This is a genomic window from Nocardiopsis akebiae, from assembly GCF_018316795.1.
GTDB lineage: Bacteria > Actinomycetota > Actinomycetes > Streptosporangiales > Streptosporangiaceae > Nocardiopsis > Nocardiopsis dassonvillei.
In genome coordinates this window covers 5,556,227-5,581,881 of record NZ_CP074132.1, presented here as the reverse complement: position 1 = coordinate 5,581,881, position 25,655 = coordinate 5,556,227, and the positions used below count along the sequence as shown (strand labels likewise).

26 protein-coding genes, 1 tRNA gene and 1 pseudogene are annotated in these 25,655 nt (G+C 72.4%); 20 read left to right on the top strand and 8 right to left on the bottom strand.

What is annotated here, in order from left to right; genetic code table 11:
* Window positions 1–51: 51 nt before the first annotated feature.
* The 3 genes and pseudogenes from KGD83_RS23815 to KGD83_RS23805 all read left to right on the top strand — a co-directional run.
* Window positions 52–534 (top strand): annotated as a pseudogene (locus KGD83_RS23815) (ABC transporter permease); the annotation flags it as partial.
* A gap of 235 nt (window positions 535–769) precedes the next feature.
* Window positions 770–1,447: an ABC transporter permease gene (locus KGD83_RS23810; protein WP_212641257.1), complete on the top strand. Its 678-nt coding sequence runs from the start codon at window positions 770–772 to the stop codon at window positions 1,445–1,447.
* Window positions 1,448–1,734: 287 nt separating this feature from the next.
* Window positions 1,735–2,637 (top strand): ABC transporter substrate-binding protein, encoded by a 903-nt coding sequence (locus KGD83_RS23805; protein WP_212641256.1) that lies wholly within the window; start codon window positions 1,735–1,737, stop codon window positions 2,635–2,637.
* Window positions 2,638–2,805: 168 nt separating this feature from the next.
* On the opposite strand, the gene KGD83_RS23800 is transcribed toward KGD83_RS23805, so the two are convergent.
* Together KGD83_RS23800 and sppA are read right to left on the bottom strand one after the other, a co-directional pair.
* The gene (locus tag KGD83_RS23800) at window positions 2,806–3,264 is read right to left on the bottom strand and encodes a flavin reductase family protein (RefSeq protein WP_212644578.1); all 459 of its coding nucleotides are present in this window, start codon (window positions 3,262–3,264) and stop codon (window positions 2,806–2,808) included.
* A 14-nt stretch (window positions 3,265–3,278) separates the two neighbouring features.
* Window positions 3,279–4,967, bottom strand: coding sequence for a signal peptide peptidase SppA (sppA, locus tag KGD83_RS23795; protein ID WP_212641255.1), 1,689 nt, complete (start codon window positions 4,965–4,967; stop codon window positions 3,279–3,281).
* A gap of 125 nt (window positions 4,968–5,092) precedes the next feature.
* On the opposite strand from sppA, the gene KGD83_RS23790 reads away from it, so the two are divergent.
* The 4 genes from KGD83_RS23790 to KGD83_RS23775 all read left to right on the top strand — a co-directional run bounded on the left by KGD83_RS23790 (window position 5,093) and on the right by KGD83_RS23775 (window position 10,141).
* Window positions 5,093–5,761 carry a hypothetical protein gene (locus tag KGD83_RS23790; protein WP_212641254.1) on the top strand — a complete coding sequence of 223 codons (669 nt, stop codon included), beginning with the start codon at window positions 5,093–5,095 and terminating at the stop codon, window positions 5,759–5,761.
* Window positions 5,762–5,914: 153 nt separating this feature from the next.
* Complete coding sequence (locus tag KGD83_RS23785) at window positions 5,915–7,243, top strand: M16 family metallopeptidase (RefSeq protein ID WP_212641253.1); 1,329 nt, start codon at window positions 5,915–5,917, stop codon at window positions 7,241–7,243.
* Between the two features lie 42 nt (window positions 7,244–7,285).
* The gene (locus KGD83_RS23780; RefSeq protein ID WP_212641252.1) at window positions 7,286–8,632 is read left to right on the top strand and encodes a M16 family metallopeptidase; all 1,347 of its coding nucleotides are present in this window, start codon (window positions 7,286–7,288) and stop codon (window positions 8,630–8,632) included.
* 252 nt (window positions 8,633–8,884) lie between these two features.
* Window positions 8,885–10,141 (top strand): serine/threonine-protein kinase, encoded by a 1,257-nt coding sequence (locus KGD83_RS23775; protein ID WP_268742336.1) that lies wholly within the window; start codon window positions 8,885–8,887, stop codon window positions 10,139–10,141.
* Between the two features lie 325 nt (window positions 10,142–10,466).
* Here the strand turns inward: KGD83_RS23775 and KGD83_RS23770 are convergent.
* Together KGD83_RS23770 and bcp are read right to left on the bottom strand one after the other, a co-directional pair.
* Window positions 10,467–10,541, bottom strand: a tRNA-Leu gene (locus tag KGD83_RS23770).
* Window positions 10,542–10,632: 91 nt separating this feature from the next.
* The gene (gene bcp, locus KGD83_RS23765) at window positions 10,633–11,115 is read right to left on the bottom strand and encodes a thioredoxin-dependent thiol peroxidase (RefSeq protein ID WP_212641251.1); all 483 of its coding nucleotides are present in this window, start codon (window positions 11,113–11,115) and stop codon (window positions 10,633–10,635) included.
* A 312-nt stretch (window positions 11,116–11,427) separates the two neighbouring features.
* On the opposite strand from bcp, the gene KGD83_RS23760 reads away from it, so the two are divergent.
* Window positions 11,428–12,546, top strand: a complete 1,119-nt coding sequence (locus KGD83_RS23760; RefSeq protein ID WP_212641250.1) for a CDP-alcohol phosphatidyltransferase family protein — start codon at window positions 11,428–11,430, stop codon at window positions 12,544–12,546.
* Window positions 12,547–12,561: 15 nt separating this feature from the next.
* The gene (locus KGD83_RS23755) at window positions 12,562–12,960 is read left to right on the top strand and encodes a DUF3618 domain-containing protein (RefSeq protein ID WP_013151464.1); all 399 of its coding nucleotides are present in this window, start codon (window positions 12,562–12,564) and stop codon (window positions 12,958–12,960) included.
* Between the two features lie 123 nt (window positions 12,961–13,083).
* Here the strand turns inward: KGD83_RS23755 and KGD83_RS23750 are convergent, their stop codons facing one another.
* A complete protein-coding gene (locus KGD83_RS23750) occupies window positions 13,084–14,310 on the bottom strand; it encodes an amino acid deaminase/aldolase (protein WP_212641249.1) in 1,227 nt (408 codons plus the stop codon).
* Window positions 14,311–14,487: 177 nt separating this feature from the next.
* Between KGD83_RS23750 and purU the strand changes: the two genes are divergently transcribed.
* The 8 genes from purU to KGD83_RS23710 all read left to right on the top strand — a co-directional run bounded on the left by purU (window position 14,488) and on the right by KGD83_RS23710 (window position 18,765).
* The gene (gene purU, locus KGD83_RS23745) at window positions 14,488–15,375 is read left to right on the top strand and encodes a formyltetrahydrofolate deformylase (protein WP_212641248.1); all 888 of its coding nucleotides are present in this window, start codon (window positions 14,488–14,490) and stop codon (window positions 15,373–15,375) included.
* 357 nt (window positions 15,376–15,732) lie between these two features.
* Window positions 15,733–16,203, top strand: coding sequence for an Asp23/Gls24 family envelope stress response protein (locus KGD83_RS23740; protein ID WP_212641247.1), 471 nt, complete (start codon window positions 15,733–15,735; stop codon window positions 16,201–16,203).
* A complete protein-coding gene (locus KGD83_RS23735) occupies window positions 16,203–16,523 on the top strand; it encodes a hypothetical protein (RefSeq protein ID WP_212641246.1) in 321 nt (106 codons plus the stop codon). Before KGD83_RS23740 ends, KGD83_RS23735 begins: the two co-directional genes overlap by 1 nt.
* 37 nt (window positions 16,524–16,560) lie before the next feature.
* Window positions 16,561–16,734: a hypothetical protein gene (locus KGD83_RS23730; RefSeq protein WP_212641245.1), complete on the top strand. Its 174-nt coding sequence runs from the start codon at window positions 16,561–16,563 to the stop codon at window positions 16,732–16,734.
* A gap of 17 nt (window positions 16,735–16,751) precedes the next feature.
* Window positions 16,752–17,120, top strand: a complete 369-nt coding sequence (locus KGD83_RS23725) for an Asp23/Gls24 family envelope stress response protein (protein WP_212641244.1) — start codon at window positions 16,752–16,754, stop codon at window positions 17,118–17,120.
* 1 nt (window position 17,121) lies between these two features.
* On the top strand, window positions 17,122–17,727 hold the full coding sequence (locus KGD83_RS23720; protein WP_212641243.1) for a DUF6286 domain-containing protein: 606 nt from the start codon (window positions 17,122–17,124) through the stop codon (window positions 17,725–17,727).
* A 2-nt stretch (window positions 17,728–17,729) separates the two neighbouring features.
* Complete coding sequence (locus KGD83_RS23715; RefSeq protein WP_212641242.1) at window positions 17,730–18,320, top strand: Asp23/Gls24 family envelope stress response protein; 591 nt, start codon at window positions 17,730–17,732, stop codon at window positions 18,318–18,320.
* A gap of 43 nt (window positions 18,321–18,363) precedes the next feature.
* On the top strand, window positions 18,364–18,765 hold the full coding sequence (locus tag KGD83_RS23710; RefSeq protein WP_249352013.1) for a VOC family protein: 402 nt from the start codon (window positions 18,364–18,366) through the stop codon (window positions 18,763–18,765).
* A 38-nt stretch (window positions 18,766–18,803) separates the two neighbouring features.
* On the opposite strand, the gene KGD83_RS23705 is transcribed toward KGD83_RS23710, so the two are convergent.
* Complete coding sequence (locus KGD83_RS23705; RefSeq protein WP_212641241.1) at window positions 18,804–20,060, bottom strand: metal-dependent hydrolase family protein; 1,257 nt, start codon at window positions 20,058–20,060, stop codon at window positions 18,804–18,806.
* A 120-nt stretch (window positions 20,061–20,180) separates the two neighbouring features.
* On the opposite strand from KGD83_RS23705, the gene KGD83_RS23700 reads away from it, so the two are divergent.
* The 3 genes from KGD83_RS23700 to KGD83_RS23690 all read left to right on the top strand — a co-directional run bounded on the left by KGD83_RS23700 (window position 20,181) and on the right by KGD83_RS23690 (window position 23,047).
* Complete coding sequence (locus KGD83_RS23700; RefSeq protein WP_212641240.1) at window positions 20,181–21,014, top strand: MurR/RpiR family transcriptional regulator; 834 nt, start codon at window positions 20,181–20,183, stop codon at window positions 21,012–21,014.
* A gap of 187 nt (window positions 21,015–21,201) precedes the next feature.
* Window positions 21,202–22,632, top strand: a complete 1,431-nt coding sequence (locus KGD83_RS23695) for a sodium:solute symporter family protein (protein WP_212641239.1) — start codon at window positions 21,202–21,204, stop codon at window positions 22,630–22,632.
* 130 nt (window positions 22,633–22,762) lie between these two features.
* Complete coding sequence (locus tag KGD83_RS23690; RefSeq protein ID WP_212641238.1) at window positions 22,763–23,047, top strand: hypothetical protein; 285 nt, start codon at window positions 22,763–22,765, stop codon at window positions 23,045–23,047.
* 313 nt (window positions 23,048–23,360) lie between these two features.
* Here KGD83_RS23690 and KGD83_RS23685 read toward each other — a convergent pair whose 3' ends face one another.
* Both KGD83_RS23685 and KGD83_RS23680 read right to left on the bottom strand, forming a co-directional pair.
* Window positions 23,361–23,996, bottom strand: a complete 636-nt coding sequence (locus KGD83_RS23685; RefSeq protein WP_212641237.1) for a restriction endonuclease subunit S — start codon at window positions 23,994–23,996, stop codon at window positions 23,361–23,363.
* The gene (locus KGD83_RS23680; RefSeq protein ID WP_212641236.1) at window positions 23,984–25,651 is read right to left on the bottom strand and encodes an N-6 DNA methylase; all 1,668 of its coding nucleotides are present in this window, start codon (window positions 25,649–25,651) and stop codon (window positions 23,984–23,986) included. The genes KGD83_RS23685 and KGD83_RS23680 overlap by 13 nt, the downstream gene beginning before the upstream one ends.
* Between the last annotated feature and the right edge of the window lie 4 nt (window positions 25,652–25,655).

Genomic DNA, 25,655 nt, shown 5'->3' with positions numbered 1-25,655 from the left:
AGCCATCCCGGCGACCCGGACCGGGGCGTCCTGCCCCGCCTGACCGAGCACATGCGGCTGTCCTACCTGTCCATCCTCATCGGACTGGCGGTCGCCCTGCCCCTGGGGCTGGCGTGCGCGCGCTGGAAGCGCCTGTACCCGCCGGTGCTGACGGGTGTGAACGTGCTCTACTCGGTGCCCTCCATCGCCCTGTTCTTCCTCATGCTGCCCTACACAGGGTTCAGCGACTGGACGGCCATCGTGCCGCTGGCCCTGTACACCCTGGTGATCCTGCTGCCCAACGTGGTGGACGGGCTGCGCCAGGTCCCCGACCACGTGCGCCAGGCCGCAGTCGCCATGGGCTTCGGCCCGCTGCGGCGCCTGCTGTACGTGGAGATGCCGGTGGCCGTGCCGGTGGTCATCGCCGGGCTGCGGGTGGCCTCGGTGGCCACCATCAGCATGGTCAGCGTCGCCTCCCTCGTGGGCCTGGGCGGTCTCGGCCGGCTCATCCTCAGCGAGGGCTTCCGGCGCCAGTTCGACGCGCCCATCGTGGTCGGCATCGTGCTCACCGTGGTCCTGGCGTTCGTCACCGACGCGGTGCTGGTGCTCGCCCAGCGCCTGCTCACCCCCTGGTCGCGCCGCGACGGCGCCGTACCGCGCCGCAGGCGCCGGGCGGTCGCGGCGGAGGCCGCCGCGGCGGACCCGGCGGCGGACCCGCGGGCCGCGACCCCGGCGGGGGACGGTCGCCAGCGGACGCGGGCACCGGTGACACGGCGGGGGAGAGGTAACCATGGACATCCTCAACGACCTGGTCGCGTGGTTCGCCGACCCCGCCCAGTGGACCGGCGCCGCGGGCATCCCCGCGCGTCTGGGCGAACACGTCTACTACTCGCTGCTCGGACTGCTGCTGTCCGCCGCCGTCGCGGTTCCCCTGGGGCTGCTCACCGGGCACACCGGTGTGGGCGGTTTCCTGACCACCAGCCTCGCCAACTTCGCCCGCGCCCTGCCCACCATCGGCGTCCTTTTCCTCATCGTGCTGGCCGCCGGGATCGGGATCGTGCCCGTGCTGTGCGCGCTGGTGGCGCTGGCCGTGCCCCCGATCCTGGTCAACACCCACGAGGGCGTGCGCGGTGTGGAGCCCCGGCTCAGGGACGCCGCCGTCGGGATGGGCATGCGCGGCCACCAGGTGCTGCTGCGCCTCGAACTGCCCGTGGCCACGCCGCTCATCCTCATCGGCATGCGCACCGCCGCCGTCCAGGTGGTCGCGACCGCGACCATCGCCGCCTACGTGGGGGTCGGCGGCCTGGGCCGCTACATCGTGGACGGCCAGGCACGCCAGGACCTGACGATGATGCTCGGCGGATCGGTGCTGGTGGTGCTGCTCGCGGTACTGACCACGCTCGTGTTCGCCGGACTGCGGCGGCTCCTGGTCGCCCCCGGTCTGCGCCAGGCCGCGCCGCAGGCCTAGGTCGTGTTCCTTGGAGCGTTTCGGTCCCGTCCGTCGCCCTCAACGGAGGGCCTCCGGCTCCAGTGCTTCCGCGGGCGCCGGGCCGCCTCCCGCCGCGCCGGTTTCGCTCGGAGGGCCCGCCGGGCCGACCCGCGCGAACCGTCTCGCGAGGGGCCGCCCGGACGGCCGCTCGCTGATCCGAAGGCCTCCGCGGAACACTCCTCAGGGCCGGGCCGCGCCGCGGAGCCGGGCCACACCACAGAACCGGGCCGGGTCACAGGGCCAGGCCACCCCAGAGAGAAGGTTCCATGTACAAGAGAATCGCCCTGCCCCTGGCCGCGCTGCTCCTGACCGGGTGCGGCGCCAGCGACCCCTACGCGGAGGAGGGCGGTGGTGAGTCCGGCGGCGGCTCCGGCGGCGCGGTCGTCATCGGCTCCGCCGACTTCCCCGAGTCCACCCTGCTCGCCGAGATCTACGGCCGGGCCATGGAGGCCGAGGGCGTGGAGGTCGAATACCAGCTCGGCATCGGCAGCCGCGAGGTCTACTACTCGCAGATCGAGTCCGGCAACCTGTCGGTGTTCCCCGAGTACAACGGCGCGATCCTGGCCTACCTCGACGAGAACGCGCCCACCGGCAGCAGCGAGGAGACCAACCAGGGGGTCACCGAGGCGCTGCCCGAGGGCCTGGAGATCCTGGACTCCTCCAGCGCTGAGAACAAGGACTCGGTCACCGTCACGGGCGAGGTCGCCGAGGAGCACGGCCTGGCCAGCCTTGAGGACCTGGCCGGGGTCGCGGGGGAGCTGACCCTGGGCGGCCCGCCGGAGTTCGAGACCCGCCAGCAGGGCGTGGTGGGCCTGGCCGACGTCTACGGGGTGGAGTTCGGCGAGTTCCGGTCCCTGGAGGTGGCGCTGCTGACCCAGGCGCTCCTGGACGGTGACATCCAGGCGGCCAACCTGTTCACCACCGACCCGCAGATCACCGCGAACGACTTCGTGATCCTGGAGGACCCGGAGAACCTGTTCGGCGCGCAGAACGTCACCCCGCTGGTCAACAGCGAGCAGGTGGACGAGACCGCCCGGGGCGCGCTGAACGCCGTCTCCGCCGCCCTGACCACCGAGGCCCTCACCCAGCTCAACGAGCGGGTGGTCATCGGCAACGAGAACGCCGCCGACGTCGCCCAGGAGTGGCTGGAGCAGGAGGGGCTGGCCTGAACGGTCGGTGTCCGGCGGTCGGCTCTCCCGCCGGTCGCCGGAGAGCCGGGGCCGAGGCGGCGGGTTCCGCGCGCCTCGGCCCCGCGGGGCGGGCCGCCCGCGCGCGCCCGCACCCCGGGGCCGCGGCCCCGACGTCCACCGCACCGGTCCGCCTGACGCGTTGCCCGCCTACTCCACCAGCCGGTACCGGCCGGAACGGCGGGCCAGGGCCGCGCCCTCGCCGCGGACCCCCGGCAGGTTGGTGACGTCGGCGAAGAAGACCACGTGGTCGCCGACCAGCACCCGCTGGCGCACGGAGCACTCCAGCGCGGCCAGGGCCTCGTCCAGCACGATCGCGCGGGTGCGCTCGCCCCGGTGGTGGGGCTGGTCCGTCACCAGCAGGCGCGCGCTGGGACGGCCCTCGGCGGAGAACCGCCCGGCCACGGCCCGCTGGCCGCCCCCCAGCACGTTGACGGCGAAGGCGCCGACCTCCTCGATCACCTCGGCCATGTAGCCGCTGGCGTCCACGCTGACCGACACCACGGGCGGGTCGGCCGAGACCGACCCGAAGGCGCTGACGGTGGCCCCCACGTCGTCGCGGCCGTCGGCGACGGTCACCACCGTGACGCCCACGGGCAGCAGGGCCATCGCGTCCAGGTACGTCAACGGATCTCCCACAGGCCCGGCATCATCAGAGGGCCGCCGACCGGCAGCCCCATCGCCACGGCCACGTGCTCCAGGGGACCCCAGGCGCTGACCACGGTCTGCGGGCCCGAGGCCCCCACGTCCTCGCTGGACTCGTGCTGGCGGATCCGGTCGAGCGGGTGCGCGCGGGGGAAGGGCCGCAGCGGGAGCCGCCCCGCGCCGGCCTTCTCGCGGGCCAGCCGAACGGCGGTCTCCAGACCGCCCAGTTCGTCCACCAGACCGCGCTCGTGGGCGTCGCGGCCGGTCCACACCCGGCCCCGGGCCACCTCGTGCACCTGCTCGCGGGTCATCTCGCGCGCGGCGGCGACCTTGCCGGTGAAGTCCTCGTAGATCTCGTCCAGGAGGGCGTTGACCCGCTCCCACTCGGACTCGGTGAAGGGCCGGTCGGTGTCGAACATGCCCGCGTGCTCGCCGGTGCGCACGGAGTCGCTGGTCACGCCGTACTGCTCCTTCAGCGCACCCAGGACCGGTTTGCCGGTGATCACGCCGATGGAGCCGGTCAGCGTGCCCGGCTGCGCGACGACCGCGTCGGAGCCCAGGGTCACGTAGTAGCCGCCGGAGGCCGCGACGTCGCCCATCACGGCCACCACGGGGATGCCCGCCTTGCTGGTCAGCTCGCTCTCGCGCCGGATCGCGTCGGAGGCGGTGGGGGAGCCTCCTCGGCTGTCCACCCGGAACACGACCGCCTTGACCTGGGGGTCCTTGCGCGCGGCGCGGAAGGCCGCCGCCACGGTGTCCGAGCCCATGACGGTGCCGCCGCCCAGGGGCGAGCGCCGGGTCCTGCCCAGGCTGATCGTCCCGGTGGCCGAGACCAGCGCGATGTGGCCCCCGGTGCTGCGGGAAAGCTGCTGGGGCGCGGTGTGCCTGCGGTGGTAACGGGTGACGAACTGCAGCCGCGGTTCGCCGCCCAGCTCCCCGAACAGCCGCGCGTACACCTCGTCCCGGTGGGCGAGTCCGTCGACCAGCTTGTGCTCGACCGCCTCGCGGGCCAGGAACGGGCCCTTGGAGACGAGCGCGCGCACCTCCTCCTCGGGCAGCCCCCGGGCCCGGGAGACGGCCTCGACGACCTGGTCGCCGAGAGAGGTGACGATCCGGTCGCTGGCCTCGCGCTGGGCGGCGGTGTAACCGGTCTCGGTGACGCTGTTCATCGCGTTCTTGTACTCGTGGCGCGCGCCCACCTCGTAGGACACGTCCAGCTTGTCCAGGGCGCCCTTGACGAAGGTCGTGCGCATCATCAGGCCGGTCAGGCCGAGCACGCCGGTGGGCGCCATGACCACGCGCGAGAACGCGCAGGCCAGGTAGTAGGGCAGGTTCCCCTCGCCGGTCTCGCCGAAGGAGTCGGCCCAGGCCACCGCGGGCTTGCCCGCCGCGCGGAAGTCGGCGACGGTGTCGCGCAGCTCCTGGACCTTGGCGAATCCCAGGGACCGGGCGTCCACCCGGACCAGGAGAGCCGCCACCCGCGGGTCGCGCGCGCCGCGGCGGATCCCCTCCAGGACGTCCAGGTACTGCTGCCTGCGCCGGTTCATGATCTGGCTGAACGGGTCCCCGGGGGCCTGGTCGGCGACCCCCTCCGTCAGGTCCAGCTCCAGCACCAGCGGCCCCCGGGGGCCCTGTCGGGTCTTCATGATCTTCGCGAGGTCCACCATGGGCCCAGCGTAGTGCTCCGGGGTGCGGAACACCGTCCGGAACGTGCGGAATCGGGCGATGCGGTCGCCGGGCGCGCTAAGGTCAACGGTGGTTCGAGCACGGAATCCACGAGAGGGACGACGGCATGGCGGGCATCCACGGGCGACGGCGGCGGGCGCGCGCCGCACGCGTCGGCACGGGAACGGTCGCGGCTGCCGCGGCGCTGCTGCTCCTGTCGGCCTGCTCCGGAGGGAGCGAGGCCGAACTGCAGCTCGGTGAGAGCGGGCCCCTGCCCGCGGCGGAGCCCCCGGCGCCGGAGGAGTTCGCCACCGAGAGCATCGAGGGCGTGTCCCTTCAGGTCCCCGAGGGCTGGCAGACCCAGAACGAGGGCGGTGTGCTCTGCGTGAGCCCGCCCGGACAGGAGTCCTGCGGTTACGGCTCCGTTCAGCTGACCCCGCACGCGGTCGAGAAGCACCCCCAGGGCTGGCCGGGCGAGGACGAGGCGTTCAGCAAGGAGGGCGGCTGGGCGGCCGACACCGGCAGCTGCCGCAGCCTCAACACCGCCGCCTCCGGGGGCATCGGCGTGGAGGGGGCCGAGCTCGCGGTCTCCGGCTTCACCGACCACGCCGACGGCCTCACCTCGCACCACTCGGTGTGGAACGTGGCGTGCGTCAACGGCGACACCTTCGAGGTGCGCATGTGGTTCCTGCCGGTCAGCGACGTCCTGCTCTACGTGTGGTCGGCCGACTCCCAGTACTCCGCCGTGTACGACGAGATCGCCCTGTCCATGGACACCACCGACTACCAGAGCTGACCGCCGGGAACTGACCGCCGCGGTTTCGGTTCGACGGATTACCCGAACGGGTGTCCCCGCGGTCCGATGAGGCCGTAGGGTCGTACTCGTTACGACGACGGCCGCCCGCGCGGGCGGCGCGGTCGCAGGCGACGTGAATCGGGGGCAGCACTGGTGACCACCATCGGAGCGGCGGGACGTGTCGTTCAGTACACGCTCGACAACGGATTGCGTCTGGTGACCGCTGCGGCCTCCACGGGCCAGGTCGCCTCCGTGAACCTGTGGTACGGCGTGGGGTCCCGGCACGAGGTCCCCGGGCGCACGGGGTTCGCGCACCTCTTCGAGCACCTGATGTTCCAGGGCAGCGGCGGCGTCGCCAAGGGCGAGCACTTCGAGGAGGTCGAGCGGCTCGGCGGCGACATCAACGCCTCCACCTCGACCGACCGCACCAACTACTACGAGACGGTCCCCGAACACGCCCTGGACCGGATCCTGTGGCTGGAGGCCGACCGGCTGGCGACCCTGCGCGAGGGCATGACCCAGGAGGTCCTGGACAACCAGCGCGACGTCGTCAAGAACGAGCGCCGCCAGCGCTACGACAACCAGCCCTACGGCACCGCCCTGGAGCGCATCCTGCGCCTGGCCTACCCCGAGGGCCACCCGTACCACCACCCGACCATCGGCTCCATGGCCGACCTGGACGCCGCCGACCTCGACTACGTCAAGTCGTTCCACAAGGCCCACTACGGCCCGGACAACTGCGTGCTCACCGTGGTCAGCGACCTCGACCCCGAGGACGTCCGCGGCCGCGTGGAGAAGTTCTTCGGTCCCATCCCGGCCCGCGAGAGCCTCCCCGAGGCGCCCGACGCGGCCCTGCGGGCCCCGCTGGGCGGCCCGGTCCGCGACGCGGTCACCGAGACCGTGCCCGCCGCCGGAGTGTTCCTCGGCTTCCGCGTCGCCCCCTACGGCGAGCGCGGGTTCGACGTCATGCACCTGGCCTCGGCCGTCCTGGGCCAGGGCCAGGGCAGCCGCCTGTACCGCTCCCTGGTGGTGGACCGCCCCATCGCCGCCGACGACGGCGGCGGCGCCGCAGACATTCTGCCGTTCCGCTACACCGACAGCCTGATGCTGGTGAACATGCTCTCCCGCGAGGGCGTCAGCGGCGACGTGCTGGAGGAGGCCATGCGCGAGGAGATCGCCAAGCTGGCCGCCGGGATCACCGAGGAGGAGCTGGACCGGGCCCGCGCAGTCCTGGAGCGCGACCACCTCCAGTCCATCTCCAGCCCCTCCGGGCTCGCCGACAGCATCAGCAGCTGCACCCAGCTTTTCGACGACCCCGAGCTGGCCTACACCTGGCCCCGGCGCTGGGACGACATCACCGCCGAGGAGGTGCGGGCCGCCGCCGAGCGCGTGCTGGTCGACGACAACCTGCTCGTCGTCCGCTTCGACCCCGAGGAGTCCGAGGCCGCCGAGGCGGCCGGGGCCGACACCGTCGACGCCTGATCCGGGTTCCGTTACCGCAAGCCGCAGAAAGAGCCGCAGAGCATGCCGCAGACACGCCCGGACCTCGGTGCCGTAGCGTCCTACACCTTTCCCAAGCCCCGCCGCCTCACCGTCGGCGGCGGCACGGTCGTCGCCGTCGACGTACCCGGCCAACAGCTCGTCTCCCTCCGCCTCGTGCACCCGCACGGCGGTGCCGCCGAGCCGCTCGACGCCATGGGCGTCAGCGCTCTGACCAGTGAGGTCCTGGAGGACGGCCCCGGAGGCAACAGCTCCCTGGCGCCCGCCCTGGAGCGCCACGGCGCCGAGTGGGTCTCCCGCGTCAACTGGGACGCCTTCATCACCGGCCTGGACGCCCCCGCGGGCCGCCTGCCCGAGGCGGTGCGCCTGTTCGCCGACGCCGTGCGCCGCCCCGCGCTCAACCCCGACGACGTCGTCCGCCGCCGGGACCAGCTGCTGGAGCGGTTCTGGCTGGAGGCGGCCTCGGCCGGCACCCTGGCCATGCGCAGCCTGGGCGGGCAGCTGTTCACCGGCCGCTACGCCACGCCGCTCGCGGGCGGCCCGGTCAAGCTGGCCGACGTCACCCCCGAGACCGTGGCGGCCTTCCACGCCGACTCCGTCGCCTCGGTGGCCGGGACCCTCGTGGTCGTCGGCGACCTCACCGGTATCGACCTGGAGGACCTGGGCAAGACCGTGTTCGGCGACGCCGCGGCCGTGCGCGCGCCCGAGCCGACCGAGCCCGCCCCGCCGCCCGGGGAACTGCCCCGCGTCCTGATCGTGGACCGGCCCGGCTCCGTGCAGTCCGCCCTGGTCATCGCGCACCGCGCCCCCTCCCGCTCGCAGGTGGACCTGCCGCGTGCCGAGGGCGTCAGCGAGGTCCTGGGCGGCATGTTCACCTCCCGGCTCAACCTGGAGCTGCGCGAGCGCCTGGGCTACACCTACGGCGCCGGGTCCCGCTTCGACCTGCGCCGCGACAGCGGAGTGTTCTTCATGTCCGCCCAGGTCGAGGCGGACACCACCGCCCACTCGGTCACCTCCTCGCTGGAGCAGGTCGCCAAGCTGCGCGAGTCGGGGGTCACCGAGGAGGAGCTGTCCGCCGTGCGCGACTCCAACACGGTCGGCCTGCCGGTCACCTACGCCACGGCGCGCGCCATGGCCGGGGCCCTGGTCGACATGGTGGTGCACGACCTGCCCGAGGACCACGTCGACCGCGTCCGGGCCGGTTACGAGAAGCTCACCAAGGAGTCCCTGGACAGCGCCGCCACCGAGTACCTGCGCCCCGAGGAGTCGGTCGTGGTGGTCGTCGGCGACGCCGAGCGCCTGCGCCAGCCGCTCGCCGACACCGGGGTCGGCCCGGTCGAGGTGCGCACCCCGGACTCGCTCTGGACCTGAGGCCGACGGGTGCGCGGACGGTCGGCCCGCGCACCCGCGCCATCCCCGCCAACAGTCACGGAAGCCTCGGAGTGAGACCTACGTCACTGCATGCTCGGGTCGTCGTCGGACATAACGAAAGCGAACCTATGTGTCCGTGATGTGGCAACCACCAGCATGGATCCGGCGTCCTGCTGGTATAACGAGTGATCCGTGCACCTACGTGGTGACAGCGACCGCAATGCTCCCGCAGGAGGCCACCATGGCCGGTGAATGGACCCGTGGATAACCGTGTCCTCCCTAGAGAACCCCCACACGCAGCGCCCTGAGGCGTCGCGCTCCTCCGCGCGGGCGGAGACGGCCGACACGGCCGAGCCCCGTCCCGAGGGGCGCCTGCTCAAGGGGCGCTACCAGTTGGTGTCGGAGATCGCCCGGGGCGGTGTCGGCACGGTCTGGCGTGCCACAGACCTGGTCATCGACCGCGAGGTGGCCGTCAAGGAGCTGCGCCTGCCCGCGGACCTGAGCCGCTCCGAGCGCGAGTCGCTCCTGCAGCGCACCACCCGCGAGGCCCGCGTCGCCGGACGCCTCACCCACCCCAGCCTGGTCACCGTCCTGGACGTCGTGGACGAGGACGACCGCCCCTGGATCGTCATGGAGCTGGTGGAGGCCTCCACCCTGGAGGAGCTCATCCAGGTGGGCGGCCCGCTGCCCTACCAGCGCGTGGCCGAGATCGGCCTCCAGCTCATCGACGCGCTCAAGGTCGCGCACGCCGAGGGCATCGTGCACCGCGACGTCAAGCCCGACAACGTGATGATCAGCCAGGCCGGGCGGGTCGTGCTCACCGACTTCGGGCTGGCCGCCTGGAACGGCGAGTCGGCGCTGAGCGCGTCCGGGCGCATCATCGGCTCTCCGGCCTACATCCCGCCGGAGCGGGCCAAGGCGGGCCCGGTGGGACCCGAGTCCGACCTGTGGTCCCTGGGCGCCACCCTGTACGCGGCGGTGGAGGGGCACCCTCCCTACGACCGCAAGGGCTACATCAAGATCCTGCGCCAGGAGCAGTTGGACGAGCCCGCCGAGGCCGCCAGCGCGGGCCCGCTGGCGCCGGTGCTGGCCGGTCTGCTCCGGGTGGAGCCCTCGGAGCGGCTGACCGCCGAGAACGCCACCAAGATGTTGCGGATCGCGGCTCTGGCGCCGTGGGCGCCCGAGACGAGCCCGGAGACGGCCGCGCAGGGCACCGCCACGCCCGCCGAGCCCCGTCCCGAGGGCGAGGAGCGCGAGTCGGCCCGAGAGCACTTCAAGGCGGGCGCGCACGTGCTGGCGGAGTCCATCAACGAGCGGCTGCGCAACAGCCCCGAGGCGATGAACTCGATCATGACCTCGATCCGCGAGTCGACGGACACGCTGGGGCTGACCAGTTCCGGCAAGCACGCCGAGCGCAGCCGACTGCCCGCCGTGGCCACCATCGCCGCGGTCTCCCTCGGCGTCCTGGTGCTGCTCGCGGTCATGCTCTGGGCGCTGCTCGGACGTTAGCGCCGCCTCGGCGGGGACCTTCGTGGGCCGTCGGCCGATCGGCCGGGACCGCTGTCGGGGGGTTCGGGGGGTCGTCCCCCCGGTGGGGGTGGCGAGGTGTTCCGGTGAGCGGGTGCGGTCCGCGAACGCAGTTCTCCTGAGCCGTCGGGGGGTTCGGGGGGTCGTCCCCCCGGTGGGGGTGGCGAGGTGTTCCGGTGAGCGGGTGCGGTCCGCGAACGCAGTTCTCCTGAGCCGTCGGGGGTTCGGGGGGTCGTCCCCCCGGTGGGGGTGGCGAGGTGTTCCGGTGAGCGGGTGCGGTCCGCGAACGCAGTTCTCCTGAGCCGAGTGGGGCCGGCGGGATTCGAACCCGCACTGTACAGCACCTAAAGCTGCCGTCTCCTGCCAGTTGGACTACGGCCCCTCGCGGACAACTGTACCGGTGCCGGGCGCGGGGCCCGGCCGCGGCGGGCCCGTGCGCACGCCGCGGCCGGGGGCCGCCCCCGGCACCCGTGTCACAGGCCCAGTTCCCGCTTGATCCGGTCGACGTGGCCGGTGGCCTTCACGTTGTAGAAGGCCTTCTCCACCCGCCCGTCGGTGCCCACGACGACGGTGGAGCGGATGACGCCCTGCACGACGCGGCCGTAGTTCTTCTTCTCCCCGAAGGCGCCGTAGGCGCGCAGGGTGTCCTTGTCCGGGTCGCCCAGCAGCGGGAAGGTCAGCCCCTCCTTGTCGCGGAACTTGGCCAGCTTGTCGCTCGTGTCCGGGGACACGCCCAGGACGGTCAGGCCCGCGGAGTCGAAGTCGCGCAGGTTGTCGCGGAAGTCGCATGCCTGCGTGGTGCACCCGGGGGTCATGGCCGCCGGGTAGAAGTACAGGACGACGCGCTTGCCGGTGGAGGCCAGCACCTCGCTCAGGGTGACGGGCTTGCCGTCGGCGTCGTCGAGGGTGAAGTCGGGCGCCTGGTCGCCGGGCTCCAGACGGATCGGGTCGCTCACGTGGTGTCCCCCTTGGGTTCGCGGGCGGGGCGCCGCCCCGCCGACTCTCGCCCTCACCCTAACCACCCCCGCCTTCCGGTGCCCCGGGAGTCGCCGCTTCGCGGGCTGTGCCAGGCTGGGGGGACGGTGTTCGGTTGCGATTCCGGTTCGGTTCGCCCGCATCCGGAGTGACCAGCGGCGCGATCACCTATTGTTGACCGCACTCGTCCTGTCGTTCGGCCCCGGCGACGTCCGCCGCGCACCGGGGACGCCGCGTCGGCGGCGCCCGGCGGGCCGGAACACACCCGCTTCGCTTGGAGAGTATTGGCGACGATGCCTGGATTCACACTCGACGAGGTCAGGGCCCGGACCCTCAAGGAGCGCGACTCCTGGTGGACGGTCTACCTCGTGGACCCCATCGCGGTCCGGCTCGTGCGCCTGGTGGCCAACCGCACCTCGATCACACCCAACCAGCTGACGGTGGTCGCGCTCTTCCTGGGGCTCGGCGCGGCCGTCTGCTTCTCGCTGGGCTACCGCCACTTCCTGGCGCTGGGCGCGCTGCTGTACCTGCTGTCCTTCCTGATGGACTGCGCGGACGGCAAGCTGGCCCGGCTCACCGGCTCGGAGTCGCTGTTCGGGTCGTGGATGGACTACGTCTCCGACCGGTTCCGGGTGCTGGTGTGCGTGGTCGCCCTGATGGGCGGGCAGTACGTCGTCGCCGAGAACGCCGAGGGCGACGGGCCGGTGTGGTTCGTGTGGCTGGCCCTGGTCGTGGTGTTCCTGGACATGCTGCGCTACCTCAACGCGCTCCAGGTGTACAAGGTCCGCAGGGAGATGCGCTCGCACCTGGCCGCCGCCCTGGAGAGGGCCCGCGCCACCCTGTCGATGCTGGAGCCGGAGGAGGACGACACCGGCTCGGCCACCGGCGCGGGCGGGCGGACGATGAGCGACGGCGGCGAGCAGGCGGTGCTGCGCCACGGCATCGCCGTGCTGGAGCAGATACTGCACAGCCAGAACGAGCGCGAGGCCCGCAACCAGCGCTCGGCGGGCAAGCAGCCCGACCTCACGCTGCCCAAGGTGGACCTGCACCAGGAGTTCCGCAACCGCTTCCCGTGGTACCAGCGGTTCTGGTCGGCCCTCAACGCCAGACGGGTCAGAACCCACCTGGTGGGCGGCATCGAGTTCCAGATGTCGGTGTTCGTGATCGCGCCGCTGGCGGCCGCCGTGTTCGGTGCGCCGTCCCTTATCGGGTGGATCACCGCCGTGGCGGGTGTTTTGCTCCTCGCGTTCGAGATCGCCATCATCTATAAACTGTGGTTGTCCACGCGGGACTTCTTCCGCGTGGTCGACGGAATCGACAGCGCGCTGAGATTCTCCGGTCCGTCCGACGGCGCGGAGGAAGGGAGCCGGGACACCGGCTCGGACACGGGTTCTCAGACGACCCTGCGCTAGTGGAGAGAGGCACCCATGACGGGACGTGACACCGAACCGCGCCTGACCCCGGCGGACGTCGTCGCCGAGATCAACCGCGAACAGCGCCAGCTCGCCGAGACCCTGGACGAGTTGAGCGTGCAGGCCCGGCCCGCCAACATCGCCCGCAAGCAGATGGAGAGGGTCCGCGAACGCGGCGCCCGGATCGTGGACGAGGCGCGCGCCCTGGTGGTCGGGGGCGGCGCGGTGCGCGTGGAGAGCCACCCGGTGGAGCCCGAGGAGGGCAGCATCGTCGTCAAGGGCGACGGCCACGTCGTCACCACCTACCAGTCGCGCGGTCAGCTCCCCCCGGAGGCGCTGCTGCTCGCGGTCGGCGTCGGCGCGGTCGTCGCCGTGGGCGTGGTGGCCTGGGCGGTGCACCGCAGGAGGAAGTAGCGCCGGACCGGCGCGCGTTCGGAGGGGCCCGCGTCAGCGGGCCCCTCCGTGTGCGTCGCGGGGGCGTTCGAGGCGGTGCCCGCTACGGGCCCGCGCGCGGCCGCGGGCCCCGGGCGGCGCCGCCTACAGGAAGGTCTGGCCCTCGCCCCGGTAGGTGGGCACGGCGCCCGCGTACTCCCCGGTGTCGGAGTCCACCAGGTGCAGGGTGTCGAAGCGCTCGCACAGCTCTCCCGCCTTGGCGTGGCGCATCCACACCCGGTCGCCGACGGACAGGCCGTCGGCCGCGGCGCCGAGCAGGGGCGTCTGCACCTCGCCCGCGCCCTCGTTGACGCTGTAGGAGAGACCGGCGGGCAGGTGGGGGAGCGGGGCGCGGTGGGCGTTCACGGGGCCCGAGGCGGGGTAGCCGCCGCCGAGGGCGGTGGCCACGCCCGGCCCGGGTCGGCGCACGACGGGGAGCGCGAACAGGGCGGCGGGGCGCCCGCCGAAGGAGCGGTAGTGGTCGAACAGGTGCGGGTGGTAGAGCCCCGAGCCCGCCGCCAGCTCGGTCACGGCCCTCTCCCGGCCGGTGGTGTGCAGGCTGCCGGTGCCGCCGCCGTTGACGAAGCGCAGGTCGGCGACCTCCCGGACGGCGTACACGATGGCGGCGCGGCGCTTGGCCAGCTCCACGGCCGAGCGGCGCTGGACGGCGCGCAGGAGGCGGCCGTAGAGCGGCCTGCCGGGCGGGGCGTCGCCCACCCCGGCGATCTGCCCTTCGTAGGCCATGATCCCGTCCAGCTCCAGTTCGGGGCGGGCCGCGACCGCGCGGGCGAACGCGGCGGCCTGGGCCGGGGTGCGCACGGGGGAGCGGTAGGTGCCCACGCGCAGGCGCGGTCCCACGGGCTGCCAGCTGGTGTCCACGTCCAGGCACACCCGGACCGGCGGGGCGTCGGGGCCGCGGGAGTCGGCGGCCTCGGCGACGGCCGCGCCGATCAGGTCCAGGTGCGCGGTGTCGTCCACCATCAGGGTGATGGCGCGGGCGGCGCGGGGGTCGCGCACGAGCCTGGCCAGGGCCTGGCGGTCGACGGTGGGGTAGGCGACGAGGACGTCGTCGCTGAGGGGGCGGTCGCCGGTGGCCAGCCAGAGGGCCTCGGGCAGGGTGAAGGCCATGATTCCCGCGTAGCCGGGCAGGGCGAGGACGGTACGCAGCAGTTCGCGGCTGCGCACGGACTTGCTGGCGATCCGGATGGGCCTGCCGTGGGCGCGGCGGGTCAGGTCGGCCGCGTTGGCGCGCAGGGCGGCGAGGTCGACGAGGGCGAAGGGGGCTTCGAGCCCGCGTGTGGCGGACTCGTACGTTTCGCGCAGACTTGTCATGTCCTGAGCATGCCAGAACATGAATGTCTTTCATATTCTCGGCGGGAAAGGGGACGCGGTACCCCGCGGCGGGTGGCCCGCGGGCGGCTTCGCGATAACCGGCCCCCGGTGTTTCGGGGGCGATACCCTGGGGTGTCACGGCTGATCAGCCGTCCGACCCCGGGAGTGGTTCTTTCCATGAGTGAGCGTGAGTACGTCCTGACCCTTTCGTGCCCCGACAGCCGGGGCATCGTCGCAGCTGTGGCCAACCTGCTGTCCGACCACGGTTGCAACATCACCGAGAGTCAGCAGTACGGCGACCACTACACGGGACGATTCTTCCTGCGGATGCAGTTCGTGGCCGAGCGGGGCGGCGACGGCGTGGCCGGGGAGGACGTCCTGCGCGGCGCCTTCGCGGCGCTGGCGGGGGACTTCGGCGGCGGGAACGGCGACGCGTTCGTGGAGTGGACCCTCAACCGCCGCGACGTGCGCCCGCGCATGATCGTGATGGTGTCCAAGTTCGGCCACTGCCTCAACGACCTGCTCTACCGCCAGCGCAGCGGCCTGCTGGACGCCGACATCGCCGCGGTGGTCTCCAACCACCCCGACCTGGAGTTCCTCGCCGACTCCTACGGCGTTGACTTCCACCACCTGCCGGTCACGGCCGGGAGCAAGAAGGAACAGGAGGCACGCCTGCTGGAGCTGGTCGACTCCTACGACGTGGACCTGGTGGTCCTGGCGCGCTACATGCAGGTGCTCTCCGAGCAGCTGTGCGCCAAGATGTCCGGCAGGATCATCAACATCCACCACTCCTTCCTGCCCAGCTTCAAGGGAGCCCGGCCCTACCACCAGGCCCACGCGCGCGGCGTGAAGCTGATCGGCGCGACCGCCCACTACGTCACAGCCGATCTCGACGAGGGCCCGATCATCGAGCAGGAGGTGTCCCGGGTGGACCACACGCACAGCCCGGAGCAGCTCACGGCGATCGGCCGGGACCTGGAGTCGGTGGCGCTGGCGCGCGCGGTCAACTGGCACGCGCAGCGCCGCGTGCTGCTCAACGGGGACAAGACCGTCATCTTCGGCTGATCCGGACGCCCGCCGCGCGGCGGCGGAGTGGGTCCGTGCACGGGGGCGCCTGCGGGCGCCCCCGTGCGTTTTCCTGGCCCGACCGGATCCTCGACGCTGTTTTGGGTCGGAGTTGGGACGCACGTTGCCCGTTCCGACCAAGAAAAATTACTCACAGTGCTTTGTCGGATACAGTGTGTGTGTATATGGTGTGATCAGTTCGACATCCTTCCGGCCATGACACGGGCCCGGGTTTCGGTCCGGCCCTCTGGGAGGGCACATCCGCCGGGAAGGCGCGGAGAGCGGTCCGAGGGGCGCCTTCGGCGCCGCGACCGCCCGTGCGGCCCGCACACTGCGTAGGGGGACCCAGTGACGGACATGAGGACCGAGACCAAGGTGCCGGGAGCCCGTGAGTCGGGCCGGACGAACCGGGGGGACTCCTCCCGTGAGGAGGGCGGGCGCACCCAGATCGCGGACGGCGTGGTCGCCAAGATCGCCGGTATGGCCGCGCGTGAGATCGGCGGCGTCCACGCCATGGGGGGCGGGACCGCGCGGGCGGTCGGCGCGGTCAGGGACGTCGTGACCCGGGGCGGCGACAGCGGCTCGGTCGCGCGGGGCGTCTCCGTCGAGGTGGGCGAGCGCCAGGCCGCCGTCGACATCGACCTGGTCGTCGAGTACGGCGCCGCCATCCAGGACCTGGCCGCCGCCGTGCGCCGCAACGTCACCTCGGCGGTGGAGCGCATGACCGGTCTGGAGGTCACCGAGATCAACATCCGGGTGGACGACATCCACCTGCCCGACGACGACCGCGGCGAGGACGACGGCGAGTCCGCGCCCCGGGTCCAGTGATGGCGGCCGCCGACGCGGACCCGGGCGAGGTCGCCCGGCGCCTGGCGCGGGAGGCCGAGCGCTTCCCGGACGTGGTGGAACTGTCCTCGGGGGGGTTCGGCACGCTGACCACGCCCGTCCCCGGGGGACGGGTCCTGGGGGTGGCGGTACGCGCCGACAGCGTCGAGGTCGGCGTCGTGGTCCGGTTCGGGCGGCCCCTGCCGGAGATCGCCGCCGAGCTGCGCCGCGGCCTGACCCCGGCCGCCGGGGGCCGCACCGTCCACGTGTCCGTGGAGGACGTGGTCGCGGGACTGCGGGACGGCGCCCGTACGGGTGGTTGAACAGGCAGCATCGGGTGCTGGACAAGAGGGGGAAGCCATGTGGCCCATCGTCGGACTGTCCTACGGGACGGTACTGGGGCTGGCCGCCGCGTTCGGCGGTTTCACGGCCTTCGCGCTGGTCCTGATCCTGGGGATCGCGGGGTTCGTCGCCGGTCGGGCGATGGAGGGCGAGATCGACCTCACCGCGATGTTCTCGCGGCGCTCCGCCTGAGAAGTGAGGGAGCGGACGTGGCCGGAGTGCGGACCAGTACGGTTCCCCGACAGCGGGAACGCCCGGGCGACGAGGTCGCCCGGGAGCGGAGCGGGGCAGACCGCGACCCCGGCGGTCGCACCGTCATCGAACCCGGTGTGGTCGAGAAGGCGGCCGCGCGCGCGGTCCGCGAGGTCCCCGGAGCCCTCCCCGCCCGCTCGCGCACGGCGCGGGCCCGGGTGAGCGGCGAGGTCGTGCTGCTCAGGCTGCGGGTCGGCGTCCGCTACCCGCACTCTGTGCGCGAGGTCGCCGCACGGGTGCGCGGGCACGTCGGGCTGCGGATCGAGCGGATCACCGGAAAGCGGGTCCACCACATCGACATCGAGATCGCGGAGTTGGTGCGCTGACATGACCACCGTGGAAGAGGTGCTCGGACGCCCCGACCAGGGCGTCGACCGCCGGGCCAGGCGGGTGGCTGTCCACACGTTCCGTCCGCGGCGGTCCTGGCCCGCTGTGATCACGGGCCTCGTGATCCTCCTCGTGGCCGTCCTGGCCGCCGCCGAGGTGATCTCGGCCCTGGCGGGGAGCCCGCTGGGGCTGATCCCGGTCGGCGCGGCCGGCGGTTACGCGGCGACCACGACCTGGTCGATGCCGTCGGTGCAGATCGCCTCGGCGGTCCTGGCGCTGATCGGGCTGGCCCTGATCGTGGCCGCCCTGGCCCCCGGGCGGGGCCGCTGGACGGCCCTGCGCACCGACGACCCCGCCCTGGTGGTGGGGCTGACCCGGCCCGCGCTGCGCCGGGCGGTGGCCGCCGCTGCCGAGGGCGTCAGCGGCGTCGAAGGCGTGCACGTGACGGTGCGCGGCAACAGGATCCGGGTGCACGCGCGCACCGGGATGCGCGGGTCGGCGGGGCTGCCCGCCGAGGTGACCGCGGCCGTTGAGCGGCGGTTGGAGGAGCTGGCACCGCTGCGCAGCATGCGGATCGCCACCCACGTGCGGTACGCGGAGGGTTGATCATGGCTGGTGACAGGTCGCGCAGGTCGGCGCGGGGGAACCGGTGGGGGCTGGCGGTCGTGGGGGCGGTGCTGCTCGTCGCCGGGCTGGCGTCGCTGGCCGCGGGGCGCGGCCTGTTCGGCGGGGGAGCGGCCGACAGCGTCCTGCTCGGCCCCGGGGCCCGGGAGGCGCTCGACCAGCAGTGGGTGCCCTACGCGGCGGTCGCGGTGGCCTTCGTCGCCGGTTTCCTGGCCCTGCGCTGGCTGATGTCCCAGGGGCTCAACGACACGGTGGGGCGCCTGGTCCTGGAGCGCGGGGAGCAGGGGCGGGTGGAGATGCCGGAGAACGTGGCCCGCGGTGCCCTGGAGCAGGAGGTCGCCGACTACCCGGGCGTGCGCCGCGCCCGCGCGCGGCTGACCGAGTCCGCCGAGGCGCCGCACCTGCGCCTGGCGCTGACCCTGGACGACGACGCCGACGTGGCCGGGGTGTGGCGGCGGGTGAGCTCGGAGGCGCTGGCGAACCTGCGCCGGGCGCTGGACCTGGAGCAGGTCCCGGCCGTCGTGCGGATGTCGATGACGGCACCGGCCAAGAACCCGCGGCGCAGCCTGGCCTGAGCCGTTGCCGCTGATCGTCGGTGCCCGCTGTTAGCTTCGCCACATGACTCGAATGACCTTCGTGAACCTGCCCGTCAAGAGCGTCGACGCCACCCGGGAGTTCTTCAGCGCGCTGGGCTTCGGCTACGACGAGGCCTTCTCCGACGACAGGGCGCTGTGCATGGTCGTCAGCGACCAGTCGCGCGTCCTGTTCCTGTCCGAACCCTTCTTCGCCGAGTTCACGCCCTCGGGGACGGCCGACACCTCCGCGGGCGCGGAGGTGATCACCTGCCTGAGCGCCGACAGCCGCGAGGACGTGGACCGGATCGCGGAGGCCGCCGCCGTGGCCGGGGCGTCCCACGCCAGGACCACCGAGCACACCGGCATGTACTCGCGCTCCTTCGCCGACCCCGACGGCCACCTGTGGGAGTTCCTGTACATGGACGCGACCGCCGCCATCTCCTGAGCGGCGGCCGGGCGCGGGCCCCGCGCCCGGCCGCCGCGTCAGCGCACGGCGTCGCGCTCGTGGCGGATCCGGCCGTCGCGCAGCACGGTGCGCACGCTCGTCTCCGGCGAGGCCAGGACCCCGATGTCGGCGAGCGGGTCGCCGTCGACCACGACGAGGTCGGCCCGCGCCCCGTCGCGCAGGGTGCCGACGACCCCCTCCAGCCCCAGCAGCCGTGCGGCGTTGACGGTGGCGGCGCGCAGCACGTCCGCGGCGGGCTGGACCCGGCCGCGGATGGCGAACTCCTGGCTCTGGCGGTCCTGCATGCCGCCGAGCAGGTCGCTGCCGAAGACCAGGTTCACCCCGGCCTCGTGGGCCATGCGCAGGGCGTCCAGCCCCCGGTCGAGCACGGTGTCCACCTTGGCCTGGCTGGCCGCGGGCAGCCCGTTGGCGGCCCCCTGCCGGGAGAGCTCCTGGTACGTGACCAGGGTGGGCACCAGGTAGGCGTCGTGCTCCAGGAACAGCTCGATGCTGCTCTCGTCGATGAGGTTGCCGTGCTCGATGCAGCGCACGCCGAGGCGGAGCCCGCGGTTGACGGCGCGGGCGGTGTAGGCGTGGCCGGTCACGTAGCGGTTGGCCGCCTCGGCCTCCTCCACCACGGCCCGGATCTCGTCCTCGGAGGACTGGGTGGAGTCGATGCGGTCGGTGGGGGAGGCCACGCCGCCCGAGAGCATGATCTTGAGGTGGTGGGCTCCGGTGCGCAGCTGCTCGCGGGCCGCGCGGCGGAACTCCACGGGCCCGTCGCACACGATGCCCGCGCCGGGGCAGCAGGCGTGGGTGTCGTTGCCCTGGCGGCCGGGCGCGCGGAAGTCGCCGTGGCCGCCCGTCTGCGACAGCGCCTTGCCGCCGAACATGAGACGGGGGCCGTCGACGAGCCCCTCCTCGACCGCCCTGGCCAGTCCCCAGTCGCCCCCGGCGACGTCGCGGACGGTGGTGAAGCCGCGCCTGAGCATGTCGCCCAGGGACCGGCCCGCGTAGCTGGCGACGTAGGCGGGCGAATGGTCCATCGCGGCGCCGAGGTCGGCGCTGAAGGCGGTCGGGTGCACGTGGGCGTCGATCAGGCCGGGCATGAGGGTGGCCCCCGCCAGGTCCACGGTCGGCACCCGCGACCCCGCCTCGGGCGGCGCCCCCTGGCCGCTGCCCGCGACGAGGCCGTCCCGCACCAGGAGCCAGGAGCCGGGGGTCCTCGTGCCCGCCTCGGGGTCGAGCAGCCCGGCGCCCGTGAAGAGGATGTGCGGTTCTGACTGGCGGGTCATGGATACCTCCGTCGGGGTTCGCGTTGTTGCAATATATGTTGCACCACGGGGAGGGGGCCACCCCGGGGGTGGTATCGCTTGGGGGTGCGGCGCGGTCCGGGGCGCCGGGACGGAGGGGTGATGGCGGACTGGATCGAGGCCGCGCTCGGCGGCGGACGCCTGGGGCGCGCGGCCGAGCGCGTGGTCAGGGTGCTGCGGGACGAGCCGAGGTTCGCCTCCTACGCGAGCACGGCCGAGCTCGCCGAGCGGGCGGGGGTCAACGTCGCCACGGTCGTACGGGCCGCGCAGGCCCTGGGGTTCACCGGCTGGCCCGCCCTGCGCGTCGAGCTGCGCTCGCGCTACCTGGCCTCGCTCAGCGCCGGAGAGGTCCTGGCCGAGCACGCCGGGGCCGACGCCGACCCCGTGCGCGAGGCCTTCCGCGCCGACCGCGAGGGGCTGCGCGACCTGGAGCGGACCCTGGACCCCGCCCGGGTGCGCGCCCTGGCGGGCGCTGTGCACGGCGCCCGCCGGACGAGGGTGGTGGGCTCGGGCACCTTCGCGGCGCCGGGCGTGCAGCTCGCGCACGCCGCGGGGATCATGGGCTACGACGTGGAGCGCCTGGAGCTTGGCGGCACCGGCCTTGTCAGCGCGCTGGCACGGATGGGCTCCGGCGACCTGCTGCTGGCGTGCGACCTGTGGCGGCTCCCGGTAGCGCTGCGCTCGGCGGCGCGGGTGGCCCGTGAGCGGTCGGTGCCGGTCGCGGTGATCACCGACCGCAGGGACTCCCCGCTGGCGGAGGGGGCTGCGCACGTGCTGCTGGTGCCCAGCGAGGGCGTGGGCATGTTCCCCTCGCTCACCCCGGTCATGGCGGTCGTCCACGCGGTGCTGGCCGAGTTGGCCCGCCTCGGAGGGGACGCGGTGCTGGCCGCCGTGCGCGACACGGAGCGGCTCTGGGAGAGCACGGAGCTCTTCTGAGCGACGCCGGGGCGAACGACCTGGGACGACGCGGTGACACCACTGTGACGTGATCAGGGTCACGTTCAATGCAATAAGTGTTGCACTTCACGCGGTGTGCCTGCTTACATGGCCCGGTCGGGCCGCCTCCGCTGGCGGTCCCTCCCGTGCACGTCCCCCGAACCGAACCTCGCCGCGAAGGTGGCCCATGCAGACGACCCATCTCGTGATCCTCGCCGTGTACATCCTGGCCATGATCGGGATCGCCCTCTACTTCGTGCGCTCGGGCAGGCTGCGCGGCGGTGACGACTTCCTGTTCGCCGGACGCAGCCTCCCCCGCCCGGTCATGATCGCCACCATGCTGGTCACCTGGGTCGGCTCGGGCACCATCATCGGCGGCGCCAACTTCGCCTACACCTACGGCCCGACGGCCGGAATGATCTTCTTCGCGGGGACGCCGCTGGGCATCCTGGTCCTGCTCCTGGCTGCCCGCCGGATCCGCCGGGCGTCCCGGCACACCATCCCCGAACTGCTGGAGGTGCGCTTCGGCATCGGGGTGCGCACCGTCGCCGCGGTGGTCACCACCATCGCCTTCCTGGGGCTGACCGCCTCGCAGTTCGTCGGCGGCGGGTACGTCGTCAGCCTGGTCACGCCGCTGTCCGCCACCCAGGGCACCGTGCTCATCGCGGTCCTCGTGACGCTGCTGACCGCCACCGGAGGCCTGTTCTCGGTCGCCTACACCGACTTCGTCTCGGCCATCCTCATCCTGCTCAGCCTGTTCGTGTCGGTGCCGCTGGTGTTCGCCGCGATCGGCGGCCCCGGCGCCTACTGGGACGGCCTGCCCGAGCAGGCGACCACCTTCAGCGGCGGGCTCACCGCCCTGCAGCTCCTCGGCTACTTCCTCCCGCTCTTCCTGCTCCTGCTCGCCGACCAGAACATGTACCAGCGCCTGGCCGCGGCCAAGGACGAGCGCGAGGCGCGCGCCTCCACCCTGGGCATGTTCGTGGGCAGCTTCTTCGTCTTCGTGCCCGTCGTGCTGCTCGCCACCTGCGCCGCCATCCTCATGCCCGGCATCAACGGCGACATGGCGGTGCTCAGCCTGGCCTCCGAGGGCTACCTCCCGGTGGTGCTGGGCGGTCTGATCCTCGCCGGGGCGGTCGCCTTCGTCATCACGACCGGATCCTCGTACATGCTCTCCTGCGCCTCCAACGTCGCCTACGACCTGTACGCCCGCTTCTCCGGTGACAGCGCGGACGAGCGCCGCAAGCTCGTGGTCCAGCGCTTGTCGGTCCTGGGCATCGCGCTCGCGGGCCTGGCGCTGAGCCTGTTCTTCCCGACCGTGCTGGAGCTGCAGATGTACTCCTACACGGTCTACGGCGCCGCGATCACCCCGGTGGTCCTGTCGGTGCTGTTCTGGAAGCGCGCGACCACCGCGGGCGCCGTCGCGGCGCTGGTGGTCGGCGCGGCCACCACCATCGGCTGGCAGGTCGCCGGGACCCCGGGCGGACTCAACGCGGTCATCGTCGCCCTGCCCGCCGCCCTGGTCGCGCTCGTCGTGGCCAGCCTGGTCACCAGGGCCCCCGACCCGGCCCGGGTGGCCGCGGCCGAGGCGCCCGCGCCCACCGGGACCGACGCCTGACACACGCGGGGACCGCTCCCGACCGGGAGCGGTCCCCGTGCTCTCCCCGCGCCCCGGCGGGCCAGGCGGCCCGCCGGGGCCGGTCTTTCCCGCCCAGGGCAGCACGGGAAAGCCGTTCTAGGATGGGCGCATGCCGGGGCGAGGACGCAGACGCGAACGCGAGGCGCGCCGTGCCGAGGCCAGGACGGTACGGGAGGCTCGGAGCCGCTGGGAGGTGCTCTTCGAGACCACCGACGAGGCGGACTGGCGCGCCTACCACCGGCGCGGGAGGGGGAAACCGGTCGGCCTCCGCGAGGAGGACCTGCGCGTCGACGTCCTGTGCGGGCGCGGTGCGCATCCCACCGCCTACCGCCTCAGCGTGCTCGTGCCCGGCGGCCTCGACCGCGACGCCTACCTTCGCTCCCTCCGGCGGTGACGCCGCAGGCCGGTGCGCTGGTCACCACCGGAGAACCCCCTCGTACGGGCACGGACCTCCTGCGGATCCCGCATGGGTCCCGGACGGCCCGGCGCCCGTCCGCGCGCTCCTGCGGATCCCCCGGCACTCGATGACGTTGACGGCCAAGCCGCCGCGCGAGGTCTCCTTGTACTCGTCCATCATGTCGCGGCCCGTGTCGCGCATGGTCCGGATGGCCTTGGCAGATGCGACCGTTGGCAGCGGGACGCCCTGGCCCTTCGAAGGGGCGAGGCCTGAGCGGCCGAGGACCACGCTTGCGAGGGTCTGCCGTTCATCACATGTCGGTCGCTGAAGCTGGTACCCGGCCGGAGAACAGCATGGGGGCCAAGGCGTCATGCAGTTCGCTCGTGGTCCGGCTGATGTCGGCGTGCAGGCGGGCCTTGTCGTCCAAAGCGTGGAGGGAGGCCCCGATCGCCTGCTGAACCCCGAGAGGTGGCACCGCCGTGGGAAGTGATCGCAGTGTGTTCACCGTGAGCGACCTGACCGTGCTTCCAGAAGCGTGTCTGTCGATCCAGTGCTGGACTACGGGCAGGGTCAGATAGTGCACCAGGTATACGGGGTCCAGGCGAGCGGACGGTCGCACGCGAAGCAACTGGGTGCTGTACAGCCAGTCCTGCTGGTCCGAAGAGATACGGGCGAACCTGCCGAGTGTTCCGGTTCTTGTGCCGACGACATCCCCTGGGCGAAGCCGGTAGCGGTGTAGTCGCCCAGTTGCGTCGGCGACGCGGGCCAGGCCGGTTTCCGACACACGCCGATCGACGATGTCGCCGGGCCTGACCAGCGGGGTCCCCTGCACGCCGAACTCACGGGAAGGAAGGCTGGCGCCGGAGGGGCCTGCCTGGACTTCGCAGAGATCGCCCAAGCGGTGCTCGCTCCAGCCGACGGCCAACGGCCCGATCAGGGAATCCATCTCTGCGCCTCCCGGAGCACTCGACTGGTTCTGGTTTCGATCAGTGGGATCTGTGACTGCAGGGATTCCAGACGTTGGATGAGTGACACGAGGGTTTCTGCTTGCTTGCCCTGGTCGGTCTGTGGCGCGCGGCCGGACACGTAGATCGGCGGATGAAGCGAATACTGCTTGTCGCGGATCTCCTCGATCGTCGCGACGCGGCTGATACTTGGTGCTTCGCCCTCGGAGCCGTCTCGCGCCCCGTCCCGCCATCCGTTGTAAGCGCGTCGGATGAGTGCGGCGTCCTCTTCCTGGAGGGTTCGGAGCGTACGCGAGGTCATACGCCCCAGACCACCGGCGTCGATGAAGAGGATTTCCTCGCACCTGCCTGTCGGAGCTTTCAGCATCCATACGGTCACGGGAATGGTGGTGCTTCGGAAGAGGTGGCCGGGTAGGGCGATGAGGCACTCCACCGCCCCGTCCTCGACCATGTTCGACCTGATGGCGGCTTCTTTGGCATTGGTGGAGAGTGATGCGCCGTTGGCCATCAGCACACTTGCCCTGCCGTTCGGAGAAAGACGGTCGATCACGTGCTGGAGCCAGCGGAAGTTCATGTTTCCGTTCGGTGGTCTCCCGTAGCGGAAACTCTCGCGGGTGGAGTCGCTGACAGGGGGGCCGCTCATGTTGAACGGTGGATTGGCCAGGACGATATCTGCGGTGGCCCGCGCATCGTCACGATCCCAGGGGAGACCGGGGCGGTCGCCGAAATCGGCCTCTATGCCGTGGAGCAGCATGTTCATTCCGGCGATACCGAAGACCCGCTCGTTGGGAGCGGCGCCGCTGACGTGGGGGGCTCGCGGCGGGTCGATTTCCGTCCGTGCTTGTACGGCCTCGGTCAGGAACTCACCTGTCCGGCAGAAGGGATCGTACACACTGTCAAAGGGGCCGTCGGATGCGAGGAGGTTCACCATGGTGCGCACCACGGACTCCGGGGTGCGCAGATCCGCGTGTGCGGATACCCATTCCCTTTCCAAGAAGGAGAGAGCGCTGTTGAAGGCGGTCAGCAGAACCTCCCGGTCCTTGCCCTGGGCATCGATCGCGTCGACACCTTGGACTGCTGTGGTGAAGGCGTCGGCTCCCAGCTCCCGCAGGGGACCGGAGACGAAAGGAGGGAGGAGGTCTCCGAAATCGGTCGCGAATACGGACCCGTCAACGATGCCGTGGCCGGTCTGTAGGCGTAGAAGGCCCCACTGATCGGCGCTTGAGGAACGGAGGAAGACGAGTACCGCGATGAGGAGCGCGGAATCGACCGGCTCACACGTTCCCCGAAGGTCGTTGAGCAAGCGGAGGACGGTCCTGTCGATATCGCCGATGCCGCTTGCGGACCCGTGCCGTGGCCTTGGACCGGGTCTCGGAGCGTCGGCCTCCATCCCGGCGCGTACGCGATCCGCGTAGGTGGTACCGGCGGGCTCGTGCGGCTGTCGGGCGTTGGCGGGCACAGCGCGTGAGGACAGCCAGCCGGTGACCTGGTCGAGGTCGAACAGTTCCCGTTCGGCGTCCGCCGGTTCGGGGAAGTCGGATCCGCGGTTGCGCCAGTTGGTGACAGCGGCGCGGCTGACCCCCGCGTACCGGGCGAGCTGGGCGCGCGAGACGAGCCTTGGAGCGTTCTCGGCCATGGTG